Origin of the sequence: Desulfosarcina variabilis str. Montpellier, assembly GCF_048565275.1 — a bacterium.
GTDB classification, from domain to species: Bacteria; Desulfobacterota; Desulfobacteria; order Desulfobacterales; family Desulfosarcinaceae; genus Desulfosarcina; species Desulfosarcina variabilis.
The window spans coordinates 2,327,783-2,352,962 of the sequence record NZ_CP159846.1 but is presented as its reverse complement, the minus strand read 5'-3'; the positions used below and the strand labels follow the sequence as shown (position 1 = coordinate 2,352,962).

The 25,180-nt window shown below is 52.8% G+C and carries 23 protein-coding genes and 1 riboswitch; of the genes, 13 read left to right on the top strand and 10 right to left on the bottom strand.

Annotated features, from left to right (window positions below):
* The first annotated feature begins 10 nt into the window (after window positions 1–10).
* Window positions 11–116, top strand: a riboswitch (TPP riboswitch).
* 72 nt (window positions 117–188) lie between these two features.
* The 5 genes from thiS to thiC all read left to right on the top strand — a co-directional run bounded on the left by thiS (window position 189) and on the right by thiC (window position 4,524).
* Entirely contained in the window at window positions 189–389 is a 201-nt protein-coding gene (thiS, locus tag Dvar_RS10630) for a sulfur carrier protein ThiS (protein WP_419661665.1), read from the top strand.
* Window positions 390–393: 4 nt separating this feature from the next.
* Complete coding sequence (locus Dvar_RS10625) at window positions 394–1,179, top strand: thiazole synthase (protein ID WP_419661664.1); 786 nt, start codon at window positions 394–396, stop codon at window positions 1,177–1,179.
* A 59-nt stretch (window positions 1,180–1,238) separates the two neighbouring features.
* Window positions 1,239–2,348 carry a 2-iminoacetate synthase ThiH gene (thiH, locus tag Dvar_RS10620; protein WP_419661663.1) on the top strand — a complete coding sequence of 370 codons (1,110 nt, stop codon included), beginning with the start codon at window positions 1,239–1,241 and terminating at the stop codon, window positions 2,346–2,348.
* Window positions 2,349–2,507: 159 nt separating this feature from the next.
* Window positions 2,508–3,188: a sulfur carrier protein ThiS adenylyltransferase ThiF gene (thiF, locus tag Dvar_RS10615; RefSeq protein ID WP_419661662.1), complete on the top strand. Its 681-nt coding sequence runs from the start codon at window positions 2,508–2,510 to the stop codon at window positions 3,186–3,188.
* 31 nt (window positions 3,189–3,219) lie between these two features.
* A complete protein-coding gene (gene thiC, locus Dvar_RS10610) occupies window positions 3,220–4,524 on the top strand; it encodes a phosphomethylpyrimidine synthase ThiC (protein ID WP_419661661.1) in 1,305 nt (434 codons plus the stop codon).
* An 83-nt stretch (window positions 4,525–4,607) separates the two neighbouring features.
* Here thiC and cysK read toward each other — a convergent pair whose 3' ends face one another.
* Together cysK and epsC are read right to left on the bottom strand one after the other, a co-directional pair.
* Window positions 4,608–5,528, bottom strand: coding sequence for a cysteine synthase A (cysK, locus tag Dvar_RS10605; RefSeq protein ID WP_419661660.1), 921 nt, complete (start codon window positions 5,526–5,528; stop codon window positions 4,608–4,610).
* A gap of 28 nt (window positions 5,529–5,556) precedes the next feature.
* Window positions 5,557–6,528 carry a serine O-acetyltransferase EpsC gene (epsC, locus tag Dvar_RS10600; RefSeq protein WP_419661659.1) on the bottom strand — a complete coding sequence of 324 codons (972 nt, stop codon included), beginning with the start codon at window positions 6,526–6,528 and terminating at the stop codon, window positions 5,557–5,559.
* Between the two features lie 325 nt (window positions 6,529–6,853).
* Between epsC and Dvar_RS10595 the strand changes: the two genes are divergently transcribed.
* Entirely contained in the window at window positions 6,854–7,192 is a 339-nt protein-coding gene (locus tag Dvar_RS10595; RefSeq protein ID WP_419661658.1) for a hypothetical protein, read from the top strand.
* A 97-nt stretch (window positions 7,193–7,289) separates the two neighbouring features.
* Here Dvar_RS10595 and Dvar_RS10590 read toward each other — a convergent pair whose 3' ends face one another.
* Together Dvar_RS10590 and Dvar_RS10585 are read right to left on the bottom strand one after the other, a co-directional pair.
* Entirely contained in the window at window positions 7,290–8,915 is a 1,626-nt protein-coding gene (locus tag Dvar_RS10590) for a B12-binding domain-containing radical SAM protein (protein ID WP_419661657.1), read from the bottom strand.
* Between the two features lie 12 nt (window positions 8,916–8,927).
* The gene (locus Dvar_RS10585) at window positions 8,928–10,076 is read right to left on the bottom strand and encodes a sigma-54-dependent transcriptional regulator (protein WP_419661656.1); all 1,149 of its coding nucleotides are present in this window, start codon (window positions 10,074–10,076) and stop codon (window positions 8,928–8,930) included.
* A gap of 258 nt (window positions 10,077–10,334) precedes the next feature.
* Here Dvar_RS10585 and Dvar_RS10580 point away from each other — a divergent pair, with 258 nt between their 5' ends.
* From Dvar_RS10580 to Dvar_RS10565, 4 genes are all read left to right on the top strand, one after another.
* Window positions 10,335–10,814: a low molecular weight protein-tyrosine-phosphatase gene (locus tag Dvar_RS10580; RefSeq protein WP_419661655.1), complete on the top strand. Its 480-nt coding sequence runs from the start codon at window positions 10,335–10,337 to the stop codon at window positions 10,812–10,814.
* A gap of 9 nt (window positions 10,815–10,823) precedes the next feature.
* Complete coding sequence (locus Dvar_RS10575) at window positions 10,824–11,105, top strand: transcriptional regulator (protein ID WP_419661654.1); 282 nt, start codon at window positions 10,824–10,826, stop codon at window positions 11,103–11,105.
* Window positions 11,106–11,177: 72 nt separating this feature from the next.
* Entirely contained in the window at window positions 11,178–11,933 is a 756-nt protein-coding gene (locus Dvar_RS10570; protein WP_419661653.1) for an SDR family NAD(P)-dependent oxidoreductase, read from the top strand.
* Window positions 11,934–11,960: 27 nt separating this feature from the next.
* Window positions 11,961–12,884, top strand: a complete 924-nt coding sequence (locus tag Dvar_RS10565; RefSeq protein ID WP_419661652.1) for a DUF3786 domain-containing protein — start codon at window positions 11,961–11,963, stop codon at window positions 12,882–12,884.
* 69 nt (window positions 12,885–12,953) lie between these two features.
* Here Dvar_RS10565 and Dvar_RS10560 read toward each other — a convergent pair whose 3' ends face one another.
* The 4 genes from Dvar_RS10560 to Dvar_RS10545 form a co-directional block, all read right to left on the bottom strand.
* Window positions 12,954–13,619, bottom strand: a complete 666-nt coding sequence (locus Dvar_RS10560; protein WP_419661651.1) for a PEP-CTERM sorting domain-containing protein — start codon at window positions 13,617–13,619, stop codon at window positions 12,954–12,956.
* 247 nt (window positions 13,620–13,866) lie between these two features.
* The gene (locus tag Dvar_RS10555; protein ID WP_419661650.1) at window positions 13,867–15,441 is read right to left on the bottom strand and encodes an MBL fold metallo-hydrolase RNA specificity domain-containing protein; all 1,575 of its coding nucleotides are present in this window, start codon (window positions 15,439–15,441) and stop codon (window positions 13,867–13,869) included.
* Window positions 15,442–15,751: 310 nt separating this feature from the next.
* A complete protein-coding gene (locus Dvar_RS10550) occupies window positions 15,752–16,624 on the bottom strand; it encodes a DUF2914 domain-containing protein (RefSeq protein WP_419661649.1) in 873 nt (290 codons plus the stop codon).
* 205 nt (window positions 16,625–16,829) lie between these two features.
* On the bottom strand, window positions 16,830–18,668 hold the full coding sequence (locus tag Dvar_RS10545; protein WP_419661648.1) for a glycosyl hydrolase family 28-related protein: 1,839 nt from the start codon (window positions 18,666–18,668) through the stop codon (window positions 16,830–16,832).
* Window positions 18,669–18,907: 239 nt separating this feature from the next.
* On the opposite strand from Dvar_RS10545, the gene Dvar_RS10540 reads away from it, so the two are divergent.
* Window positions 18,908–20,350, top strand: a complete 1,443-nt coding sequence (locus tag Dvar_RS10540; RefSeq protein ID WP_419661646.1) for an MBOAT family O-acyltransferase — start codon at window positions 18,908–18,910, stop codon at window positions 20,348–20,350.
* A gap of 9 nt (window positions 20,351–20,359) precedes the next feature.
* Window positions 20,360–21,304, top strand: coding sequence for a hypothetical protein (locus Dvar_RS10535; RefSeq protein ID WP_419661645.1), 945 nt, complete (start codon window positions 20,360–20,362; stop codon window positions 21,302–21,304).
* A gap of 5 nt (window positions 21,305–21,309) precedes the next feature.
* Here Dvar_RS10535 and Dvar_RS10530 read toward each other — a convergent pair whose 3' ends face one another.
* Window positions 21,310–22,449 carry a hypothetical protein gene (locus tag Dvar_RS10530; RefSeq protein WP_419661644.1) on the bottom strand — a complete coding sequence of 380 codons (1,140 nt, stop codon included), beginning with the start codon at window positions 22,447–22,449 and terminating at the stop codon, window positions 21,310–21,312.
* 367 nt (window positions 22,450–22,816) lie between these two features.
* Complete coding sequence (locus Dvar_RS10525; protein WP_419661643.1) at window positions 22,817–23,695, bottom strand: MurR/RpiR family transcriptional regulator; 879 nt, start codon at window positions 23,693–23,695, stop codon at window positions 22,817–22,819.
* Between the two features lie 251 nt (window positions 23,696–23,946).
* Here Dvar_RS10525 and Dvar_RS10520 point away from each other — a divergent pair, with 251 nt between their 5' ends.
* Complete coding sequence (locus Dvar_RS10520; protein WP_419661642.1) at window positions 23,947–25,170, top strand: NAD(P)/FAD-dependent oxidoreductase; 1,224 nt, start codon at window positions 23,947–23,949, stop codon at window positions 25,168–25,170.
* Window positions 25,171–25,180: the final 10 nt, after the last annotated feature.

Sequence of the window (25,180 nt, the reverse complement as noted above, 5' to 3'; positions counted from 1 at the left end):
ATACAAAAAATAAAAATGCTGGGGGTGCCCCAATGGGGGCTGAGATGGCGCAGCGGCGCCAACCCTTTGAACCTGATGCAGGTAATGCTGCCGTAGGGAAGCATGACAGAATATACGATTGGATTTCTTTTTGTCAGGCTTGTCCTTCATGGGCAGGCCTTTTTTTATTCCGTTTGGAGGAGGGGAATATGGAGATCCGACTCAATGGGAAACCGGAACGTCTCACGGGAGCAATCACTGTGGGCGACCTGATCCGGGAAAAGGGGCTGGACCCTGAAACCGTCGTGGTCGAGCATAACTTGGCGATTATCACCACCGTAGACTTCGACCAGGTATGGTTAGAAGACAATGACAACCTTGAAATATTAAAATTCGTGGGCGGAGGCTGACCCCATGCATACAAACAATTCCAGCGATACGTTGACCATAGGCGGCCGATCGTTTGACTCGCGTTTGTTGATCGGTACCGGCAAATATCCTTCGGATGAGATGATCCCCGACATCATCACGGCGTCCGGGTCACAGATCATCACCGTGGCCCTGCGTCGAGTGGATTTCAGGGCCACCACCGACAATGTCATGCACCATATTCCCGATAGCATGCAGCTGTTGCCCAACACCTCCGGTGCCCGCAATGCCGAGGAAGCCGTGCGCATCGCCCGCCTGGCCCGGGCCACGGGATGTGGCAACTGGATCAAAATTGAAGTCATCCCGGACAACCTGCACCTGTTGCCCGACGGTCACCAGACCCTGTTGGCCACTGAAACCCTGGTCAAAGACGGGTTTGTGGTGCTGCCCTACATCAATGCCGACCCCGTTGTGGCCCGCCAATTGGAAGATGCCGGGGCGTCGGCGGTCATGCCCCTGGGAGCACCCATTGGTACCAACCAGGGCCTGACCACGCGGGAGATGCTGCACATCATCATCGATACGATCAACGTCCCGGTGGTGGTGGACGCCGGCATCGGCAAGCCATCCCAGGCCTGTGATGCCATGGAGATGGGAGCCGATGCATGCCTGGTCAACACAGCCATCGCCAGTGCCGGTGATCCGGTGGCCATGGCCGGCGCCTTTGCCGCGGCCATCCGAGCCGGCCGCGAGGCCTGCCTGTCCGGAACCGGCAGTGTCGGCATCCAGGCAACGGCATCGTCACCGCTGACCGGTTTTCTGTACGAATAGCGAGCTCTATTTTAGCAAAAAAATATTTTAGAAAGCCCTATTTCGGAAAGAAAATGACCATGAGTTTTTACACCACCTATGCCATGTGGCGGAACGCGGATCTTGTGGGACGCATGCAATCGGTAACCGATAGCGACGTGCGCCGCACCTTGAGCAAACGCACACTGACCGCCCATGATTTCCTCTGCCTGCTGTCGCCGGCAGCCGAAGCCCATCTGGAAGCCATGGCCCGCAAGGCCCACGGCCTGACCATGGCCCAGTTCGGGCGCACCATGGTGCTTTATACCCCGCTGTACCTGTCCAATTATTGCACCAACGGGTGCCTGTACTGCAGTTTCAATCATAAAAACCGGATCGACAGGCGTCAACTGAGCCTTGCTGAAGTCGAAGACGAAGCGCGTGCCATCAGCGCCAGCGGACTCAAGCACATCCTGATTCTCACCGGTGACGCACCGTCCATTGCCAGCGTGGATTACATCGCTGACTGCTGCCGGGTACTGGATCGATATTTTACGGCCATCGGCATCGAAATCTACGCCCTGACCGAAGACGAGTACAAACGATTGATCGCCGCCGGGGCCGACAGCCTGACCCTTTACCAGGAGACCTACAACGAAAGGCTGTATGCCGAATTGCATCCCAAAGGCCCCAAGCGGGACTATGGTTTCCGCCTGGACGCCCCGGAACGCGCCTGCCGGGCAGCCATGCGGGCGGTCAATGTGGGCGCCCTGCTGGGACTGGACGACTGGCACCGCGACGCCTTCTTCACCGGCTTGCATGCCCACTATCTGCAAGACCGCTATCCGGAAACCGAAATCAGCGCATCCCTGCCCCGCATCCGGCCCCACGTGGGCGGTTTTCAGCCTGGCTGCGTGGTTGAAGACCGTCACCTGGTCCAGATCATGACCGCCATGCGGCTGTTCATGCCCCGGTTGGGAATCGCCATCTCGACCCGGGAAAGCGCTGGTTTCCGCGACCGGTTGTTGCCCCTGGGCGTTACTCGCATGTCCGCCGGCTCCTGCACAGCCGTGGGCGGTCATATTGACGAGGACAACGGCACCGGTCAGTTTGAAATCTCTGATGAACGCTCCGTACCGGAGATGGTGGCCATGCTCCAGCAGGCTGGTTGGCAGCCGGTATACAAGGATTGGCAATCGCTGGGTAGGTAAGTTAGTTAGTTAGTTGGTTGGTTGGTTGGTTGGTTAGTTAGTTGGTTGGTTGGAGGTTGAAGGTTGAAGGTTGAAGATTGGAGCTTGGAGCTTGGAGCTTGGAGCTTGGAATTTGGAATTTGGAATTTGGAATTTGGAATTTGAAGGTCGAATGAATCCATGACGGCGAACGCATTTTTATTGGGTCTAAAGGCACATTTCACTGATGACCAGATTCGGCGGTTGGGGTCGGTGTGCGTGGGCATTGCCGGGGCCGGCGGCCTGGGGTCCAATGTGGCTGTCCATTTGGTGCGATCCGGCATCAGGCGACTGGTTGTGGTGGACTTTGACCATGTGGCGCCATCCAACCTGAACCGCCAGTTTTTTTTTTCCGATCAGGTGGGCATGCCAAAAGTCGAGGCCCTGTCCATCAACCTTGCCCGCGTTAATCCACAGATTGAAATACAAGCCCTGAACCTTCGACTAAACGCCGACAATGTGCACAAAATATTAGAAAAATGCCAAATTCTTGTGGAGGCGCTGGACGATGCCCAGGGTAAAAAAATGATGGCTGAGGCGTTTATAACCGATCCGCGGCTGCTGGTGTGCGCATCGGGCATCGGTGGCTGGGGTGACAGTAACCGCATTACCACCCGCCTGGTTCGAGACACATTCTGTCTGGTGGGCGACGGCAAATCGGAAATATCCGCGACCCGTCCCCCCACATCCGCCATCGTCGGCCTGGCCGCGGCCAAGCAGGCGGATGCGGTGATTGAAAAAATTTTGAACAACAGGGTTCAAGGATTCGAGGGGTCAAATGAAGGCACATGCCTCTTTACCCTTGACCCCTTGAATCCTTGACCCCTTGAACCCTTTACAAACGAGGTCCCCCATGCAATACACCACCCAAATGGATGCCGCCCGCAAAGGCATCATTACCACCCAGATGGATGCCGTGGCCGCCAAAGAATCGATCCTTCCCGAAACCCTGTGTGATCTGATCGCCACAGGCAAAGTCATCATTCCGTCCAATAAGAATCACGCCAACCTTAAGGCGCAAGGCGTGGGCCAAGGCCTGCGCACCAAGATCAATGTCAATCTGGGCATATCCAAGGATTGCTGCGACGTCGAGCGGGAACTGGAAAAAGTCCGCCTGGCCCTGGATCTCCAGGCCGAAGCGATCATGGACCTTTCCTGCTTTGGAAAAACCCAGGCGTTCAGGCGCAAGCTGGTGGCCATGTCACCGGCCATGATCGGTACGGTACCCATCTATGACGCCGTAGGCTTTTATGAAAAGGACCTCAAGGATCTGAGCGTGGATGAGATTTTCGAGGTGGTCGAGCGCCACTGCGAAGATGGTGTGGATTTTCTCACCATCCATGCGGGTCTCAATCGCAGCACCGCGGAAAAAATCAATCGCCGCGAACGCATCACCAACATCGTTTCCCGGGGCGGCAGCCTGATGTTTACCTGGATGCAGATGAATGACCGTGAAAACCCCTTTTACGAGCACTATGATCGTCTGCTGGACATCTGTGAGGCGTATGATGTGAGCCTGAGCCTTGGTGACGGGTGCCGGCCGGGATGCCTGCATGATTCCACCGACGCCTGTCAGGTGGAAGAACTGATCACCCTGGGAGAGCTGACCAAACGGGCCTGGGGGAAAAACGTTCAGGTGATGATCGAAGGGCCGGGACACATGGCCCTAAATGAAATCTCCGGCAACATGATGCTGGAAAAACGTCTTTGCCATGGTGCGCCCTTTTATGTGCTGGGACCCGTGGTCACAGATGTGGCGCCTGGTTATGACCACATCACCAGCGCCATCGGCGGCGCCATCGCCGCATCCAGCGGTGCGGATTTTCTCTGCTATGTGACCCCGGCAGAACATTTGCGTCTGCCTGATCTGGAAGACATGAAAGAAGGCATCATCGCCACGCGTATCGCCGCGCATGCCGCCGACATTGCCAAAGGGATTCCCGGCGCCCGGCAGTGGGACGACGCGATGGCCCGGGCCAGGGCCGCCCTGGACTGGAAGAAAATGCTGGAGCTTGCCATGGATCCGGAAAAGCCGAAGCGCTACCGGGAGAGTTCAATCCCCGAAAATGAGGACAGCTGCACCATGTGCGGCAAAATGTGCGCCGTGCGTAATATGAACCGGGCATTGGAGGGAAAGGATATCCAGCTCAACGATTGACCCCAATGCCGATTGCAAACTGCCATTGTCTCGCCAAAATGGTCGGTGTAGGGGCACGGCGCACCGTGCCCCGACGGGGACAATCATTTAAAAAGCTCAGTGCTGAGATACCGTTCCCCCGTGCTCGGCAAAATGGTGACGATACGCTTGCCGGCATTTTCCGGCCGCGATGCCACCTGCATGGCGGCCCACACCGCCGCCCCCGAGGAAATCCCGCATAAAATGCCCTCCCGACCGGCAAGCTGCCGTGCAGTTTCAAAGGCGTCTTCGTTGGAAACCCTTACCACCTCGTCGATCAGCGACCGGTCCAGCACGGTGGGTACAAAACCGGCGCCAATGCCTTGAATTTTGTGGGGTCCTTTCTCACCGCCGGAAAGCACTGGCGATGCATCCGGTTCCACGGCCACACACTTGAAGCCAGGCTTTTTGTCTTTCAGAAAGCCACCCACCCCAGTGATCGTCCCACCGGTCCCTACCCCGGCAACCAGAATGTCCACATCGCCGTTGGTGTCATTCCAGATTTCCGGTGCGGTGGTTTCCTGGTGAGCCTTTGGGTTGGCTGGATTCTCGAACTGGTTGGGCATGAAGGCTCCGGGGTGGTCGGCCACCATGGCCCGGGCCTTTTCAATGGCACCGCCCATGCCTTGTGAACCGGGCGTGAGCACTAGATCGGCACCCAGGTGGCGCAGCAGTTTCTGTCGCTCGACACTCATGGTATCCGGCATGGTCAGGCATAAGCGATACCCCCGAGCGGCACAGATAAACGCCAGGCCGATGCCGGTGTTTCCGCTGGTGGGTTCCACGATCAGTGTGTCCGGCCCCAGCCGGCCCTCTTTTTCGGCCGCGTCGATCATGGACGCAGCAATGCGATCCTTGACGCTGCCCAGGGGATTGAAAAACTCCAGTTTGGCGATGATTTCAGCCTGAAAACCACGGCCCAGGCGATTCAATCGCACCAACGGCGTCCTGCCGATCGTCGTGTCTATGGTCTTTTGAATGGTCATTGGGCTCCTTTGCCCACACCGACCAGGCTTACTCGGCCTGTCGACGGGCTTCCTTGATAATCAACTTGGGCATTTCCATCATCACAGTGGTATCCGCCGGGAGGGACTGGGTCAACCAGACATTGCCGCCCACCACACATCGGGCACCGATCACCGTGTCACCCCCCAAGATCGTGGCCCCGGAATAAATGATCACATCGTCCTCGATGGTCGGATGGCGCCTTTTCCCGCGCAGTTTTTCCCCTGCATCCTTGGGCAATGACAGGGCGCCCAGGGTTACCCCCTGGTAGATGCGCACATTACTGCCGATACGGGTCGTTTCACCGATCACCACCCCGGTGCCATGGTCGATCACAAAACGGCTGCCGATGGTGGCTCCGGGATGGATATCGATTCCGGTAATGCTGTGGGCGTGCTCACTCATGATTCGCGGCAGCATGGGCACCCCCAATTCAAAAAGTTTATGCGCCAGGCGGTATACGCTGATGGCGTAGATTCCCGGGTAGCTGAAGATGATCTCATCATGGCTTTTTGCCGCCGGGTCCCCATCGAAGGCGGCCCGTACATCTGAAGCCAGGGTCTGACGGATTTCGGGAATGGCGTCCATCATCTCAAGCGCGATGGTATGCCCCCGGGTTTCGCAATTGCTGCACGACTGATGGTAGCGCAGACAGTCATGGCGAATATTGTGGGTAATCAGATCGGCCAACAGGTCATAAAGCTTTGACACCGTTTGCCCCAAACTATACCGCATGTTCACCGGATCCAGTTTTTCTCGGGTAAAATATCCGGGGAAAAGCAGTTCCCGAAACATATCGATAATGTCGGCAACAAATGCTTCCGCTGGGATGGGTTCGCTGTCAATGTGCGTGTAGCATGGGCTGTTCTGGCAATGATCAATAATGCGCTCGGCGATCTCAGATAGCTGCAAGCGGGCTTGCTGTTGGCATTCAACATCGGTGCGGCAGGCACCGTCAGAACAGATATGCTCTTCATCCATGATAACGCTCCAAGAAATAACTGTTGGCACTGGTATCAAAAGGGCACCGGACGTATTGGTCGCCGTCGTTCACGCACGACTACCGTGGGTATTGATTACTATACGGTAATCACAAAGAGATGGTTGTCAAAACGTCGGTGTTGTTTCATCTGACCAGTTGGGTTGAATTCGACTTTTTTCCGATCCCCCCTCTTTGCAGACAGCCTGTTGGGTCATAAACCCCACCCGATCATTATCAATGGTGAAAATTGACAAGCGCGGATGATTTTGGTTTTATAGATCTGTTCGTCCCACGGTGACTAATCGAAAAAAAGGATCTTGCCTGATGAATGGATTGGATGATTTAAAAATTGCCAGATTAAGTCCGGAGGATCTAGAAACTGTCAAGGCCTTGGAAAAGAAGCTGGGCTCAAACATTCGCTTGGTGGCTGTAGAAACCAAATCCGTGCTCTACGCACTGGAGGCCAAAATGGCCCCCAACCAGTGGCAACGGGTCGATACGGTATATCCGGAAATCAAGAACATCAAAGCCTACTATCCCAGAGAAGAACTCGCCAAGGAAGCCAAAGGCTGGCTGAAAGGGTTTTTAATCAACAATAACCTCAATCCCAAACCCAGAAAACGCCCGATCCGCATTCGCCAGGTGGTGAATACGGAAACATAGTCCAGCTCCGTTATTGGCATCGCTGATCTGAAATGCCCCAAAGCCGTTGAGAACCGGTTTGGAATATAGCCAGCCTCTCAACCCCATGACCAAGGTGTTAACAGGGCGACACCAATTTTGCGTTTTCCCCCAGACCCTTTAAAAAACGCCGTGATAACCGCATCGACACCTGATGATCGTAAACCGAACCATCGGGTGTCACGCCCCGGATAACACCATCGTGAAAAAAGGCTGCCAAGAGCCTGAGGCCCGCCTGGTGGCGATTCAAGGCGGGATCAAGGCGCGATCCCACTTCTCCGGGGTTGGGGATGATCATGTCATCGGCCTTCAGCTTTTTAATGAAATTCAGAATCCGTCCCAAGCGCAACAAGGTGACCGCATCGCAGCGCGTGGTCCGCTGATCGATGGGCAGGGCTGTGGCGCGCATGGCGGCAAAGCAGGTTGGCAACAGCCCCATGGTATCGCAACGCTGATAATCCAGACTTCCCGGAGCAGGGTAAAAAACGGAGACCCCGGCCAGCACCCGTCGCCGGGCCAAAAACAACAGATCATCGACCGATGACAGCGGATCCTGATCCGGTGCACCGACAATGATGTAGCCAACGGCCGAGAGCGAGTCCCGACCGGCCAGTGCCAGGGCCCGGTCAAAGGCATCCGTTACGTGCGGACGGTGAAAACGTTTTAGTTGATCCTTGTCGGCGCTTCCCAGAGAGAGATTGAGCGTTCTAAAACCGCTTTGCTTCATACACCGAACCACGGTTTCGTCCAATGACGGGGGAAACAAGCCGTTCATGGCACGCAATTCCGGCAAAGCGGGGCTGAACATATCCCTGATACCCGCCATCAGGTCAAGAAACCAGCGGCGGTCCGTGGTCAGGTTTTCATCTTCAAAATCAATAAATCCGACCTGACGATCACTGCTGGCGGCTCGGATCTCGCGCAGTATGCCAGCCACCGAGCGCCTGCGATAGGTTAACCATGAATCCGCACTAGTGGCGCAATAGCTGCACCTGAACGGGCACCCCCGGCTGGCAGTAATCACGATGCTATCCCGACCTGAGCGCTGATAGAATTGACGCCGGATCAGGCCAAAGGCCGGCACAGGCAACCGGTCAAGATCCCGGCACAGGGCAGGCGGACTGACATGCAGGGCACTGCTGGACTGGCGGAAAACAATCCCGGGGATATCATCCAAGGGTTGGCCTTTTCGCAATGCCGAGGCCAACTGAGGCAGAGCGACCTCTCCCTCCCCGCGGATGACCAGGTCAACCGCCGGTTCCGCCATCACCGCCGCCGGCAGGACCGTGGGGTGGTGGCCGCCGAGAACCACGGTACAATCGGGCAGGCTGGCCTTGGCTATGCGTGCCACGGCCAAAGCCATGTCACTATAGGCTGTAAACAAAGATGCAATGCCGACCAAAAATGCCCCAGCGGCTTTAATTTGCTGGCCAATATATTCCAGGCTGTACCCGTAATGGCGAAACAGATGGAATAGCCCAAAAGGACCGTGATCGGGCCGACCATGGAATTCTGAAAGATGATCCAGCTCGGCTGGAGGAGTAATAATCCGTGACTTACCCGTAGCCATGCCATCCAAAATGGCCACGGAGAAGCCGGCCTGGTTCACGGCGGCAGCAATCGATGCCAAGCCGTATGGGATGGTCCGCTTGGCGGTATGATAATAATCGGCTATGGGGGGCTGAACTAAAAGAACATCGACCATGTTTGGTGACGGCTACCCCATCTTTTCAATCTCACCAAAGGTCCGGATCTCCTCCGGCAGATCCTCGGGACTGATGGTGTTTTTAACCCCCATGGCAAAGGCTCTTTCGATTACATTCTGCAACTGGATCAAATTGCCCGGCCAATGGTACTTTAGCAAGATACTCATTGCCTCCGGAGAGATACCATAAATTCGAGTTTTGGCCGCCGGGGGATTATTGTATAGAAAATGGTTGATCAACAAAGGGATGTCCTCTTTGCGTTCCCGAAGCGGTGGCATTTTGATGAACACGGCATTGAACAGATCGAGCAGGTCCTTTTTCATGGCGCCGCTGGCGATGACTTCTTCCAAATCCTTACTGGTCCCGGCAATCAGGCGGGGACGATGTTTATTATTCGCATCCCATTCACCTAAACAGTTCATCATCTGCTCACGCGCCGACGATGAAAATCCGGCGATTTCGTCAAGGTAAAGCGTGCCCCCATCTACGGATTTGAGCATATCCGACAAATAAACGGCAATCTCCTTCTCCGTCTTGGCGTCTTTACCAAGTGTGCTGCAGTTGACCGGAACAAACGCCTTGGCACTACGAGCACTGTTTTCATGAATCGTTCGCGCAACCAGTTCCTTGCCGGTTCCACTCTCTCCCTGGATCAATACCATGGGCTCATCAAGACTGACGGTATCGATCACCTCATAGATCTCTCGCATCCTGGGACAGATGCCGATCATGTCACCAAGCCGGTGTCTTTCCTTGGCAATTTTGCGGATCAGTTGCGCCTTGTCCTTTATTTTCTTTTCCTCAACAATCCGATCGATGATCAGTTTGAGGTGGTCAAGTTTGAAAGGTTTTTGAAGGTAATCGTAACTACCGAATTTCATTGCCTCAATAGCCGACTCCATTGAACCGTAACCAGTAACAATGATAACCTCGGTATTGGGGCGATATTTTTTAATCGCCACCAATAATTCCAGGCCGTTGAATTCAGGCATCTTATAGTCGGTAAAGACGATATCGATCTGTTTTTCCTTAACAATGCCGACCGCCTCAATACCATTATCCACGGTGGTTACATCGTATCCTTTGATGGTCAGGTACTGTTCGACCATGGCCAGGATGTCTTGGTCATCGTCCACAAAAAGGATTCGTGTATCAGACATGTCATTCTCCACGGGTTTTTCAAGCAGATTATTCTTGCATATATAGTAAACCCTGCCCAAAAGATCAAATAACAATTTGAGATAAGAAAGAATCAGCTAAATGGGCAGATTGGTATCGGCGTCTGGCAAACAATCAGAGCCAGACAGAAATGTATCCGAATACGGTTACCCTGGCCAACCAGCCAAGCCGCATTGACTTTAGCACCACTCAATTTTATACTGTGTCAGGTTAATCGTCTATCAGGATAGGGAGGTATATTGGTATTTTCAATACTAATGGTCTGCACGGGCAATATATGCCGCAGTCCCATGGCCGAAGGATTACTCACCCACCAGCTGCCCCATACATTGAAACCGTTCGTCAACGTCCGGTCGGCCGGTACCCACGGGCTTCACGGAAACAGGGCCGAACCACTGGCGGTAAGAGCCGCCGCAGCCCATGGCGTCGATATCAGCGACCATCGGGCAAGGATTCTGGATACAAAAATGATTCGCTCCGCGGATCTGGTCTTGGGGATGGAAAAACACCATATTGATCACATTAATAGCCTGTTGATTTTTCGCTGTAAATACGCTCGCCTTCTGGGTTCCTACGGCCCGAAAAAAGACAGTCCTGAAATTGACGACCCCTACGGATTGGAATTCAACGCCTATGAAGCCGCGGCAAAAGATATTCTCCAGTGCATCCCCGCCGTGATCGACTATATCCGTGACCAATTGACTGCAAAAATACGCTGAACGAAGGCCATGGGCACCCTACGTCAGCAGATCATCGATCTTTTAAAGCAAAACCCAATGACGGCGCTGGATCTCTCTCAAGCTATCGGAGCATCGGAAAAGGATATTTACGAGCACTTGCGCCATATCGAAAAAAGCATCGCCGGGCAAGGGGGAACACTTCGGTTCGCGCCTTGCGTCTGTGCAGCATGTGGATTCACTTTCAAGCACCGACAACGCCTCACCCGACCGGGACGTTGCCCCCGGTGCCGGCAAAGCCGAATCTCTTATCCGGTGTTCAGGATTGAATAGTCCCTTTTCACCAAGAAGGACAAAAAGCATGCCTTTTTGCCTGCACCCTTACCAAGGCATGGGAGCCGACATGTGAACCCATTCCGCATCAGTACGTTATTTCTCATCACCGGCACCACGCGGGGCCTGGGGTGTGCACTCGTTGAAGAAGCGCTGCAACAGCCCGGCAGCTTTGTGATCAGCCTCTCTCGTGCCGTGCCGTTCACTCAAGACAACCACCAGACAATCCAGATCGATCTCAATCGCACGCATCAAATCGGCCCCGCATTCAAGCGTATTGATATCGAGCGGGATCGCACCACCATGCTGACGCATAGTGTGTTGATCAATAATGCCGGTGTGCTTGATCCGATTGGGCCCATTGTTGATTGCAATGCTGATCAGCTTGCCCAACACATCCAGACCAATCTTACCGCGCCCTTGATCCTCTCACGTTATTTTTTTCATTTCAGCAGGTCTTTGCCTGGTCGCAAATGGATCATCAACCTGACATCAGGAGCCAGCCAATCCCCCTATCATGGATGGTCGGCCTACTGCGCCAGCAAGGCAGGCTTAGACATGGCCACCCGTACCATGGCCATGGAATTTTCTCGAATCGATCCGAGCTTTTCCGTCTGTGCCATTGCACCAGGCACATTGGACACCCGGATGCAGGAAAAAATCCGTCATTGCAGCCGGCAACAATTTGAACAGGTCGATAAATTTGTCCAATTGAAAAAGACCGGTGCCCTGACGCCACCGGCGCATGCGGCATCGACAATCATCCGTCTGTTGCTGGAAGGAAAACTGGAGAACGGAGGGCGGTACGATTTGAGAAAAGTAGATTAATATTTTATAGTTAGAAAGGATAATGAAATGGCCACCGGCGCCTGCGGCATCAACTGTGATGTCTGCCAACTCAACCTTTTAAGGCACTGCTCATCTTGCGGACCGGGCAGAAGCGATTTGGCGGCAGCCAAAAGTGCCGTCCAGACCCGGGTATTAGGTTACCCCTGCGCTATCTTGGAATGCGCCCGGCTGAATCATATCGATTATTGTCCAAGGGATTGCCCGTCTTTTCCCTGCCATAATTTCACCACATCAAACTATCCATACGGCCAGGGATTTCTGGAGATGCAACAGCGTCGTCGCAACCAGGGTCCCCCATCCGTTGACCCATCGGGTCGTCCGATCGAAATATCCGACGAGCAATGGGATATCCTGTGCAGCAGAGATGTAAAGGAACTGTCAAACTTCACGCTTATCGACATCGACTCAGAATCGGGCTGCTTGTGTTTCCCCTTTCTTAATCGTAATATTCTCGTGGATACAGGGCATCGCTGCCTAAAAGAAAAGGTAGAGGGAAAAAAGGGGTGGGAAAAGATATCCATTGCGCTGCTTGAGATATCCGTATTGGAATATCTCACACGGGTAAATCGACTTTACCCACTGGGAAACCAAATGGTGGGCACAGATGATCTGGCCGACGCCCACTACTTTGAAGAAGGCGACAGGCTCAACAAAGGTTCATTGATCGCACGCTATGGTGATGATCCCAACGGGTTTGCCGCTTCCGGGCAGCATCTGAAAGGACAACCGGAAAACATGGGGGATGCAGCCTTTCGGCTTACCCCGTTCCCCAGAATTCCGATCTATTATCTGCTCTGGCTGGGAAGCAACGAGTTCCCCCCTCGGATATCCATCCTGTTCGATCGTTCGATCCAGGAAGCATTGTCCGCGCCGGCGATCTGGAGCCTGGTGACACTTTGCAATTACTTTTTGTTGCGGGAAGGCGAATAAAAAATCGAGGGTTGGTATGAGACTCATACCAACCCTCGATTTTCAAATTAATGGGTAATGGATTTTGAGTTATCTTCTTTTCTTCAGTATCTTTTTGCGTGAGGCTCCGGCTAAACCGACCAGGCCGGTTCCCAGCAATAGCATGGTTGCTGGTTCGGGGACGGGGGCGGGGGCGGGATTGTTGATGAAACTTTCGCTTCCTTCAGAAGTAAAACCCTGAACGTGAATGCCGACCACCATACTTTCTTCCATTAAGGATGATATAATATCATCGTAATCTGTTGATGATAGGTCAAAAAGAATCCCCAACGCTTCTGCGGGGTTGATACCGTTTTGCTGTAAATGCGGGCTGGCTGAATCATAGCTGTAATTTGAAGAAAAGCTGGAGAGAGAATCATTCCCACCGGGAAGATCGGCGGGCCGTGCACCATCATCAGTAAAATTGACGACACCCGTCGTGTTATAGACAAAGCTATTGAAACTCATTAAAGGAACATCATCATAGAAATAAATGTCTGTAATCGATGATGCTTCTGGCCCTGCGTTTAAAAAGGTAAAGAGAACCTGACCACTCCCCGCATCAGTTACATCCATTGAAAGCTGTGCTTCACCAATGGTTGCATCACCAGCATTGTTGTTCGTAATATTGTCAAAACTGAATAAAGCGGCAGATCCAGGTGTAGTCATCAGTAATAAAAAACATGTTGATATTAAAAACTGCAATACTTTCTTCATTGGTCGCTCCTTCTACTCAATTGAATTCTGTTCAGTAATTACCACAGTTACAAATTTCCAAAATGCATTATTCAAGCCAACAAGAAAAAAATAGAGAGACCGTTTTTTTGATTAAAACCGGATTGTTTTGTTTACGTGTATCTGTTGACTAATGGGTGTATGTATTTTTTTACCTACTCCTTATAAAATGAAAGTCACAATGAGTAATTCGTTCCACAATTTTTCAACCGCATGCCAGTGGTTGACCTCAAACCCCAATTGTCTCACCCACCCAAGGCACAAACGCAGGATATCCCGCTTTGTTTAATAAATCAGCAAAAGCCAGGCTCTGATCTTCTTCACCATGGACCACGGCGATCTTGCGGATATTCAGGTTGGATGTTTTTAGAAAGCGCAGCATCTCGTTACGGTCGGCGTGAGCAGAAAAGCCACCGATCTTGACCACCCGCGCATGGAGCGGGTACTCCTTGTTGAGGATTTTTACGATCGGCGGCTCCCCGGTCCGGCCGGATTCCTGGTAAGCCGTTCCTTTCTCAAGAATCCGACGGCCCAATGTATGGTTGGCCATGTATCCCACAATCAGAATGGTATTTTTGGGATCGTGAATCTTGTAGCGTAGGTGGTGCAAAATTCGGCCGGCCTCGCACATCCCCGAAGCGGAGATGACAATGTGTGATTTTTCCTCGCGCATGAGGGCCATGGACGCCTCCACGCTCTCCACAAATTGAACCTGCCGAAAGGCAAAGGGGTTCTTCCCCTGCTGCAGGAATGTTTGATGAGTCTCCTTGTCGTAAACCTCTGGATGTTCACCGAACACCTTGGTGATATTCGTGGCCAGCGGACTATCCACGTAAACCGGCATGCGCGGCACTTCGCCGGCATCGTACAATTCATGGATCACATAAAGCAGTTCCTGGGTGCGGCCATAGGCAAAGGAGGGAATCAGTACGCTTCCCCCCTGGTCAAAGGTATCGTTGAGCGCCTTTTTAAGGCGCGGCCGTAAATCCACCACCGGTTCATGCTCCCGGTTGCCGTAGGTGCTTTCCATGATCATCAGGTCCACATCTCGGCCCAGGCCGTCAAAGTGTCTGGCCGGATCACGCAATATGGGCTTGTCATAGCGGCCGATATCCCCGGAAAAACAAATTGTGCGAGTGTTGTCGCCCTCACCGCAGCGAATCATCGCAATGGCCGAGCCCAGGATATGGCCGGCTTCGAACAGAGTGCAGGTGATATTTTTACCGATAGTCACCGGTGTGCGGTAAGGAATACCTTCAAAGTATTCCAGGGCCTGCTCAGCATCGGCGATGGTATACAAGGGCTCCACACCATCGATATGGAAACGTTTGATGTAGTCGTTGATCATATCGGCGTTGAGTCCGTGCTTGTTCTTTTTCAAGATGCTCTTGATGTCCTGGAGATACCGTTTGCTGCTTCGGCGATCTTTCGGTGGCCGCATTTGCGACAGGGCCGATCGGACGGCTTTGTAATTAAGGTATTGGGCATCACTCTCCTGAATGTGCGCCGAGTCGGGAAGCAGGTAGCCGCAGGCATCGGCGGTGGCGCGGGTACAGTAAATGTGTCCGGTAAAGCCGTTTCTGGTAATCAGTGGGATCCGCCCGGAATGATCGATATGGGCATGCGACAAGACCATATTGGTCAACATCTTCGGATTGAAAGGCAATACCCGGTTTTTCTCGTTGGTCGTTTTGCGCCGCCCCTGAAACATTCCGCAATCCAGTAGAATCCGGTCTTGGTCCGTACTTAAAAGATGCATGGACCCGGTCACTTCCCTGACTGCCCCGTAAAACGTAATGTGCATCTCCACGCGTCCTTTCTGGCTTTTTTCCTTTTTGATTTCAAGTCGCCTACTATTGACCATCAAGGTAAAAAATACAAGCCGCAATAAGCCCAAGGATTAAGAAAAACGTAGATATGGAAAGAAGGCAGCGTTAAAGATCGCTCTTGGTAAGCGTTTAGATGGGTATTGGCGACGCCAAGCACCGCAAGGAAGTTAAACGGACAGCCTTTAACGTTGTCAGGGGGAAAGTCTAAGAGCCTGATCCAGACTTCTCAAACAGGCTCTAATAAAAATTCTATCTTCTTTATGCAACGTTGAGGTTAAGGACAGCCTACGGTTCTACAGTGAACTCAATTTGATCGAGCGTCTCCCCATTTTCGTTGACAACATCAACACGCCACTGCCCGATATGCGAGTCAAGGTTGATGGTAACTCTACTCCAGGTCCGCATGTGAGGATAGCGAATCTCCAAGGGAACGTCACAATAATGTTCTCCATTGAGAAAATAGACGTGTTTCAGAGTAAATGGCGGTGTTTCGGTTAACACTCTCATCCAAACCATCGCGATGGGGTCAGCCGCGACAGAAAACCTCGACTTCTCGGAAACATACTGCTTATCTTGCACACCGCCGCAGGTTACCAGCTGAGCAATTTGAATATCGTCAGACGAACTGCCCGCTTCGGCCGGACCGGATTCCACAGGTGGATCGGTGGCAAGGTCGCTGCGATCAGCAACTGATTTTTCAGAAGCAGTAAAATCCGCCGTTGATGAAGTTGGTGCCGGGTCGGTTTTAGCTGTTTCGGCGTCAACCCTTTCAGTTTCAACGACGTCGGTCTCATCCAGATCAGTTTCAGGTGTTTGATCACTGGATGCACGACCGGCAGAGCCATCCATTCCGGCGGCTGGCGGCACCTTTTGGGCATCGACCAGCACCATGGGTTCATCCGATTCAACCGGCGCATTGGTATGCTCTACCACGACCGCCTGTTTTTGATCTGGCCTATCCTGGACGGCAGTGGTCGGTCTCTGCTTGAAAAAAACCAGGCCTAAAACAATACCCCCGCAAAAAAGTATCGTCATCCAGACGCCAGGGATCTTCCAGAACACTTTTTTTGGGGGAGGCGGCATTTCTTTTTTCTTATATATTTCCCTGAGTTGTTTTACAACCTCAAGATCCTTCTCATCAATTTCGCTGTTTTCCATAGTCTTTATTTGCTTTCCATTGATAATAAGCGGCCTATTTTCCGATGACGACGCCTATCGTGCGCACACGCACCGCTTTTGCATTGCAATTCCGTTGCGTGATCAAGCCACAAACGCTGATTTTAATCGATAGAGGGCACCTAAAACAATTTTTAAGAATATTTGATTTTGTGGTGCAGTTCAAGCAAATACTTGGAAAAATGGATTATTTTAAATATTTTGCATCAATTTGGGACGGTCCGCGTCGCCGCTGTGCCTCGAAAAGCGAAGGGACCCTGATACCAGGTCGATTGAGCCCCTCGACAATCATCCAGGGGGTATGCCGATCACCGCTGCTCCCCCCGATACTGAGGTCGCGATTGCCCCGCCGAACAAGACCGACATAAAAGGCCTGCGGAAAATGCTCGAACATGGTGGCAGGGGTTTTTGTGGTGGTGTTCTCGAAATCGTAGGTCCGGGCAAAGTCATCATCCGTGTCACAGGTGTAACATGACATGTGCTGGGGGGCTTCGATGTTCCAGAACACATTGCGCACACCGGCGTGGGGCAAAACACTCAGGTCGCCACCAGGGCAAACGTAAAACCCCTTAAGGTCGTCAAACAAATTCTCATATGGAAAAATACCATGAAAATCAATGACCGCATCGGTCTGGCGGTAATCGTCCCGGCCTTCATAATGCACTCTGCAACGTGTGACCACATTGCCGGCGGCCATCATGCTCATGGTCACCGGATGAACCAGGCGCGCATGAAAATCCACATCGCGGACCAGCACATCGTTGCTATGGGCGATGGTAATCCCCGCGTGGCCGTCCAACCCATGGAATTTGATGTCCTCAATGGTCAGATCACTGGAGCGACTCACAATGATCCCCTGGGTCAAATCCTTGAAGACCACATCCCTCACCCATCCGTCAGTCGCATGGCTGATCCAGATACCGTTCCACAGATAATCCTGCTCCTTGGCGGTGCGGATGATATTGCCCTTTTCATCGGTAAAGGGTTTATGATGACGATATTCACCAGGCCAGCTGCTTTGGATACGAAGGTGTTCAATGCCCGCCGCATGCACGCCACCAAAGGCGTAAATCCGGGGATTGTAGCGTAACCACTGATCGAACCGGGCCGGACGACTAAAACGGATGGTTTGCGAATCGATGATGTCCTCGATCTTAACCATCCATGTGTGTGCCTTGGCAACCGGGCCAAAGGTATCGGTCTGCACCGTCCCCAGTCTGAACGGCGTGGTCAGTTGAGCGACCAGATCGACTTTATGGGCCGCAGGACTGGCCGGATCAATGGCCGGATCGACAAACTCGACAATCACGGTCTGTCCGGAATTCAAGCCGGCGGTGTCCACAACGCCGACAGTGTGCATGCCACGCCGGACATCCTTGCGGTAACCGGTCAGGGCCTTGCGGTGCTCCCCGCCCAAAATCGCTACCGCCGCCCAATGGCGGGCTTCCTCGGCGGCCGGGACGCTGCCCAGTCGCCGAACGCGATCGGCTTTTCCGGGCGCGCCCAGATGAAGGATGGTGCCGTCCGCATCACTGCCCTGGCCGCGTAAGACAATCCCGCTATGCCTGATCTGCAAAAACGGCGCATCCGGGGTGGAGTGAATGTCATAGCGCCCGCGGGGCAAGTATACCACGCCGCCCCCTGCCTTGGCGGCGGCGTCGATGGCGCGTTGAATGGCGATGGTATCATCTTGGCCATCGTCAGGTACAGCCCCAAAAGGCGGCCGGGTAACATCGAACAGCGGCGTTGATACAAGGGGAATCGGACGTCGTCCCATGGCATATCCAGCATGTGAAAAATCCGGCAACTGGTCACCGGTCGGACCATGGGCCACATAGTCGGTCCACACAGCCGGTGTCCACCCACTTGCTGCCGCACCATTTTTCTCTGCCGTATTGTCCGCCTGGCCACCGGATGATTGCATGCCCTGACACCCCATCCCCATCAGGGACGCCATGCAAGCCACAACAATTCCGCAAACCCACTTTTTATTCATTCGAATTAGACCGTTATCTTCCTTTTTCATGTGTCCTTCTTGAGACATCTGCCCTCATGTTTAGGATTCAAGGATTGGATCCACCGGACAAGTGCTGCACACCATCACAGACGGATCAACTTGTCAAACCGGAAAACCGATTTATCGTTTTTGTGTTTGACAGCCGGCCCACAACTTTCTATGCCATCTGCTGCGTAAGGCACAAAGATGGGGCTATGGATCAAGTCTCATCTATATTTAACCTGTAATTTTTGTGAGTGTTATTGATTATGTTTTTCAATTCGCTACCCTTTGCCCTTTTTTTTCTCTTTTCGGTCAGTTTGCTTTTTGTCCTGCCCCAGCGCTATCGCTGGATATTTCTGCTTGCGGCAAGCTACTATTTCTACATGAGCTGGCAGCTCACCTACGGGATGATATTGGCCGGCAGCACCCTGGTGACCTACCTGGGCGGGCTGCTAATGGCCAGGCAAAGCCGTCCCGCCCCCAGAAAAATGGTCTTGGTCCTTTGCCTTTCGGCCAATGTCGGTGCCCTGCTGTTTTTCAAATATTTTAATTTTTTCAGTCGCTCACTGGACGGGCTCCTGCAATCCTTGGATTTGACCGCCACGGTCCCGACCCTTGACTGGTTGCTGCCGGTGGGAATTTCCTTCTACATCTTTCAATCCACGGGCTATGTCGTGGATGTATACCGGGGCCGTATCGCACCGGAGCGACATCTGGGCTATTATGCCCTTTTCGTTGCCTTTTGGCCGCAAATTTTGTCCGGCCCCATTGGTCGGGCCGGCCAATTGCTGCCCCAACTGAAGGAATCGCACACCTTTGACTATTCACGCGTGCTCGAGGGGATGCGATTGATGCTCTGGGGCCTGTTTAAAAAAGTGGTGATCGCCGATACCCTGGCAATCTATGTTTCCCGCGTCTTTGATCACCCGGGCGATTATCAGGGATTTCCGCTGATCATTGCGGTGGCCTTTTATTCGGTTCAGATCTATTGCGACTTTTCAGGCTATACCGATATGGCCCGGGGAGCGGCACGGGTCATGGGGGTGGATTTGATGGAAAACTTCCGGCGCCCGTATTTTGCGAAATCGTTTCGTGATTTCTGGCAGCGCTGGCACATTTCCCTGTCGACCTGGTTTCGCGATTACGTGTACATCCCCTTGGGTGGCCGGCGGGTGGCGACATGGCGCTGGTATTACAATCTGATGGTGACGTTTTTGTTAAGTGGCCTGTGGCATGGTGCCAACTGGACCTTTGTAGTCTGGGGAGCCCTGCACGGCGGTTTCATCGTTCTTGAATATGCCACCGGCGGTTTTCAACAAAAAATCGCCGACCGGTTGTGCGCCGACAAAGCATCCGTCTGGCACAACACGATTCAGGTGGGTATCACGCTCGTATTGGTCGGTATCAGCTGGATTTTTTTTCGTGCGAACAGTATTGCCGATGCCTGGTATATAACCCGCCATCTGTTTGTGCTGGATCCCGGCCAGCCGGGGCTCGCCGTGGTCAGTCCGGCTGTTTTTGGATTGTCGCTTTTTCTCATCGCGATCCTGATTGTGGCCGATCTTAAAGAGCGTCGCATGCGGCTTTATGCATACATCAATCGCTGGCCCGTGTGGCTGCGCTGGTCCGCCTACACCGTCACCGGCTGGGCGGTTGCCGTTGCTACGGTGTTCGGGGTCAAGCAGGAATATATCTACTTCCAATTTTGAGGTAAAAGAATGCAGGCCAAGTTGTTTATCAAGAAAGGCATTTTGTTTTTGCTGTTAAATACCGTGATCCTGGCAGTTGTGCTCGGGATCTGCTCCGGTGCCCATCGCGATCTGCACCTTAACAATTGGGAAACCGAGTCCAATCTGCTGGTCATGGGCGGCGGCCATTCCCCGGCCCATTACGGTGTCGCCCTGTTGGGGACGTCGCGGGGACGGGTGCTTTCCAGGGACGGCAATCACCTTATTGTGGAAAAAATTCTGGACCAACCGGTAATCAACCTCTCTAAAGGCGGCGGTGGTGGGTTGATGCCTGCGGAGCTGCACCTATCCTATTTCTACCACCGCGGCAACCATGTGGACCATGTGGTCTATCTGGTCGATCCCTGGGTCTTTTTCTCCCCCATCAACAATGAAGAAAACGACTTTTTTTTGCGGGACGAACCGTTTGAGATGTACATTTTATGGAAACTCATTGCCCAGGGATATCCGTCCAATCGTATTTCCTCCTACCTGCAAATGATCGCGGTCGACAACTGGCAGGCCATTTCCACCTATGCAGCGCCGGGACTGACCCAAGGAACGATCAAAAGCGTTGACCAAGAAAAACTGCTCGAAGCACGCGAGCACTATTTGTCCAAGTATGCCGACAACGGGTTCCAGCGATACAGCCGGTATGTGGATATCATTAATACAAAGGTAAAAAAGCAGGGCGGACGGATCACCTATGTGATGCTGCCCATGTTGATTCCGGATTTTCCGGGGATGGATCAAGTGGACCAAAAACTGCGGCAGGTCGCCCAGATGAATGACCACGTGGCGTACTACAATGTTTCCTATGCCATGCACGACCGCCGTTTTTTTTACGATCACATGCACTTTAACAAAACGGGCGTGGATTATTTTGCGCGTCGCGTACTAAAGCCGGTAATCCAGGGAGAAAAACCGCTGCTGTAATAAACTTAAAACGGGTGGGAATCCATCACCGGATTGCGGCCAAGAATCTTTTTCAAATAGTCGAGCGCCACTACGGCGTAAAGCTCATCCCGGGACATTTGATCGAGCAGTTCCCGACTGTCAAAGTCATCAGCCACTTTTTTCCAGACATCTGAGCACGAAGAAGAAATTCGCTCCTTGAGGCCCGATAGGTAGTTGCTGGCGTATTTCCTTAACACCGGCGTGGGCAGATCTTTTGATTTGGAAAACGTCTCGGCCAGTATTTTGGGTTCAGGCAGTTTTGGATCCTCCAAAACTTCCGTGAAGGCAAGCGCCACACGTACCAGTCCGTTGTGAATATGTTTTGGCTGAACCATATTGATACGCGCCCACCCCGCCTTGACCCAACTGAAGACACCGGCGGTGACCAAAGGTGCTTCAATGGATGGCTGGTAATACACGGTAATGCCGAACGAATCGTACATATAGGTGTCTGCCCATCCCAACCCCTTGAGGTTCAATCCCTTTTCCTGGGTATACAGATAGCTCCACTCATCGTCCTGGCCTAGTACCCACCCGCGTCGTCCCACCGCCGACGGTGCCTGCTGCCTATAAATGCTGATCATCACCTGCCCCTGTCGGCAAGGGCTGAGAATGATCAATTTATTTACATCATAGGTGTAATACGCACCGGTATGCTGGTCCGGCGTAATGGTAACGCGTTCGGCGCCCTTGAAGATAAACGGCTCATCCAGTTGACGCGATGCCGCCTGAAGACGATCGAACTGTTTATCCCCCCCATCCACCCGGGTCCACTGGGTCAATCGCAGAGATGTCGGCCAAAAGAAAAAGGAAGGGATATTGGCATCAAGCGTATAATCTATAATTTCCTGCAGGTCTGATTTTACCGGAAATTGATGAAAGGCGGATGGCACACCAAAAGAACTGTCGGCGCTGTAGATACCCTTGTCGGATTTGTCCGCTGACAAAAAATCAACGATGCATTCAAGTTGTCGGTTATCAAGTGCCGGATCGCCATCCTGACCGACCAGGTCCAGCAAGGTGTGCAGAGCGGTATTGACATTGGGCGGAAAACTCAGTGTTGCATCTGATTCCGCCGCCACCCCGGTTGTCCATAAAACCGCTATGGCGATGGCCATAGACATGACAGACCAACATCGAGTCATACTGTGGAAAAAGAAAAATCTCTTCATAATCAAATCAATTTGGACGGCATGGAATATATAGTGGTTTAACTTCTAGTTCAGGGCCATGGTAAAGCATAATCAGTCATCAATCAAAAATATTTCGGTAATTCTTTCGGAAAACTTTATGGGAAATCGTATCATCCGGGCAACGACATGTCACTGCCCGGTCAGAACCTTGTTTTTTTCAAGATTCTATAAATTTTTATTTTAGTCAATCCAGAGTGAAAATTCCAGGGAAATCTGGGTTCAAGGGCAATGGAAAGGCGCGCCGCAGATTGACCAAGGCCGATGAGCCAGTTATAGCCAGGCACAAACACCGCCCAGGTCAACCGTGCTCATGAATATTGAAAAGGAGATCGTTTTCCAGATACATTTGCTCGAGCTTTTCCTGGTGGGCTTTCATGTCTGGCTGGCGGCGGCTCACCAGTTCGAGCACCAGGTAGTTGATAATGCAGGAAATGGTGGTCGGATAACCGATCAGTGGAATAGACCTGGACGGCACCACCAGGGAAAGATGGGCAAAAGGGATCACCGGGCACAGGCTGTTATCTGCGATCACCAACAGGGTATGCCCCAGCCGACGGGCAACCTTGCCAATGCGAATCAGCTCGTTGGGATAACGTGATGTGGTGATCACCATTACCAAAGCGTTTTCAGGCGCGTTGGTCAGCCAATCGATGGCCGTGCTGTCACTGCCCTTCAGAATATTGACCCCCTTGCGGACCTTGGTCAAGGACCACCCCAGATAATAGGCAAAGGTATACGAAATTCGCGAACCGATCACATACACGGCGGGACTGTCATGCAACTGGTCCACAATACGGCCCAACAGGCTGATATCAATGGTTTCATAAAATCGCCGCAGGTTATTCATCTCTTCAAACACCACCCGATGCAACAAATCGGTACCCGGTCCCTTCATCCCCGGCAGGTCCACCCGGTCGGGCAGGCTTAGCCCCGAATCCACAAAATCGCGCAAGGCCTGCAAAAATTCGCCATAACCGCTGTAGCCCAACTGCCCCACGAAACGCACGACGGTAGCCTCGCTGACCCCGCAGGTTTCGGACAGTTCCTTGGTGGTCATGAATACGGCTTTTCTGGGGTTCTGGATAATGTAGTTACCGAGAATTTTGCCCTTGGGCGTCAGGGTGTCAAGCTGGGTGACGATCCCCTTGATCACAGGATGGGACTGGGATTCTTTCATTAAAACGTCCTTTGAAATATTTTATGAAATTTTTCTTTCATTATTTAAAATTAGATTTAAACTACCTTTTTTCTTAGTTTTTTATTTCTTCAGGAAAAAATTGTCAAGCGTATTTGAAATTTATTTGTCTTTATTTGTTTTTATTGTTGACAGTTTTCATTTCATTCGTATACCATCATCTCAAATCATTGTTCACCGTTTTGTTTTCACCGAAACCCCATGAATTCATCTTATTATTTTAGGGAGAGCGTATGTTCTGGAAATCCAAGCCCTTGTGGGGCAAGAAACCCAGACTCAAATCCAGCTACGATGCGGTCATCATCGGTGGTGGGCTTCACGGCCTGGCCACAGCCTACTTTTTGGCCAAAACGCATGGTATGACCGATGTGGCCATTATCGAAAAGCGCTTTATCGGCTTTGGCGGGGCCGGCCGCAACACGGCCATCGTCCGCGCCAACCAGCGCACACAGTACAATGTCCCGCTTTATAAGGAGGCTTTGGACCTATGGCCGGTGTTGACCAAGGAACTGGATTTCAATCTGATGTTCAACAACTGCGGCAACCTCAACCTGATGCACAGCGAGGCGGCCATGAAAGCCGCGCGCACGACCATCGCCACGGCCCAGTTTCACGGTGTGGAAAGCCACCTCATCGATGCCAAGGAGGCCAAGGAGCTGGTTCCGGCCCTGAACATCTCCGATGACATCACCTTTCCCATCCACGGCGCCATGTTTCACCCCCCCGGCGGGATCGTGCGCCACGACGCCGTGGTCTGGGGCCTGGCCAAGGGATGCGCCAAGCACGGGGTGCACATCCACCAGCACACCGAGGCCACCGCCATTCAAACGGATGGCGGCAAAATCACCGGTGTGACCACCAACCGCGGCCGCATTCACACCAACCGGGTCCTGGTCACCGCCGGCGGCTACAGCGCCGGCATCATCCACCAGATGCTGGGCATCAAGCTGCCCATCAGCGTGCTGACCATCCAGGCCATGGTTACCCAGCCGCTGAAACCGATTCTCGACCACGTGGTGTCATCGGGCGCCTATCACTGCTACGCTAACCAGACGCTGAAAGGTGAGATTGCCACCGGCGCCCACATGGACCAGTGGCCCAACTACACAACCCAGAACACAGCCCATTATATCAAGCACCAGGCCGAGTCCCTGTCCGACTGGCTGCCCTGCCTGCGTGGTGTGAAATTCATGCGCATCTGGGGCGGTCTGGCCGACATGACCCCGGACATGGCGCCGATCATGGACGGCAACGATCACTATGAGGGCTTCTACATGGACTGCGGGTGGGGCTATTTTGGCTTCAAGTCCTGCAATGCCGTGGGCAAATACATGGCTCAGTTCATGGCCAGCGGCCACTGCCCGGAAATGCTCAAACCGTTCAACCTGCGCCGCTATGAAAACCACCAGTTGATGGGCGAAACGGCCGCACTGGTAAGCTATACACCGGATAACTAAAGGAGATTTT

Coding starts and splice junctions, on each gene's coding strand:
- thiS (WP_419661665.1), top strand. CDS start 189: ATGGAGATCCGACTCAATGGGAAACCGGAACGTCTCACGGGAGCAATC.
- Dvar_RS10625 (WP_419661664.1), top strand. CDS start 394: ATGCATACAAACAATTCCAGCGATACGTTGACCATAGGCGGCCGATCG.
- thiH (WP_419661663.1), top strand. CDS start 1,239: ATGAGTTTTTACACCACCTATGCCATGTGGCGGAACGCGGATCTTGTG.
- thiF (WP_419661662.1), top strand. CDS start 2,508: ATGACGGCGAACGCATTTTTATTGGGTCTAAAGGCACATTTCACTGAT.
- thiC (WP_419661661.1), top strand. CDS start 3,220: ATGCAATACACCACCCAAATGGATGCCGCCCGCAAAGGCATCATTACC.
- cysK (WP_419661660.1), bottom strand. CDS start 5,528: ATGACCATTCAAAAGACCATAGACACGACGATCGGCAGGACGCCGTTG.
- epsC (WP_419661659.1), bottom strand. CDS start 6,528: ATGGATGAAGAGCATATCTGTTCTGACGGTGCCTGCCGCACCGATGTT.
- Dvar_RS10595 (WP_419661658.1), top strand. CDS start 6,854: ATGAATGGATTGGATGATTTAAAAATTGCCAGATTAAGTCCGGAGGAT.
- Dvar_RS10590 (WP_419661657.1), bottom strand. CDS start 8,915: ATGGTCGATGTTCTTTTAGTTCAGCCCCCCATAGCCGATTATTATCAT.
- Dvar_RS10585 (WP_419661656.1), bottom strand. CDS start 10,076: ATGTCTGATACACGAATCCTTTTTGTGGACGATGACCAAGACATCCTG.
- Dvar_RS10575 (WP_419661654.1), top strand. CDS start 10,824: ATGGGCACCCTACGTCAGCAGATCATCGATCTTTTAAAGCAAAACCCA.
- Dvar_RS10565 (WP_419661652.1), top strand. CDS start 11,961: ATGGCCACCGGCGCCTGCGGCATCAACTGTGATGTCTGCCAACTCAAC.
- Dvar_RS10560 (WP_419661651.1), bottom strand. CDS start 13,619: ATGAAGAAAGTATTGCAGTTTTTAATATCAACATGTTTTTTATTACTG.
- Dvar_RS10555 (WP_419661650.1), bottom strand. CDS start 15,441: ATGCACATTACGTTTTACGGGGCAGTCAGGGAAGTGACCGGGTCCATG.
- Dvar_RS10550 (WP_419661649.1), bottom strand. CDS start 16,624: ATGGAAAACAGCGAAATTGATGAGAAGGATCTTGAGGTTGTAAAACAA.
- Dvar_RS10545 (WP_419661648.1), bottom strand. CDS start 18,668: ATGAAAAAGGAAGATAACGGTCTAATTCGAATGAATAAAAAGTGGGTT.
- Dvar_RS10540 (WP_419661646.1), top strand. CDS start 18,908: ATGTTTTTCAATTCGCTACCCTTTGCCCTTTTTTTTCTCTTTTCGGTC.
- Dvar_RS10535 (WP_419661645.1), top strand. CDS start 20,360: ATGCAGGCCAAGTTGTTTATCAAGAAAGGCATTTTGTTTTTGCTGTTA.
- Dvar_RS10530 (WP_419661644.1), bottom strand. CDS start 22,449: ATGTCTATGGCCATCGCCATAGCGGTTTTATGGACAACCGGGGTGGCG.
- Dvar_RS10525 (WP_419661643.1), bottom strand. CDS start 23,695: ATGAAAGAATCCCAGTCCCATCCTGTGATCAAGGGGATCGTCACCCAG.
- Dvar_RS10520 (WP_419661642.1), top strand. CDS start 23,947: ATGTTCTGGAAATCCAAGCCCTTGTGGGGCAAGAAACCCAGACTCAAA.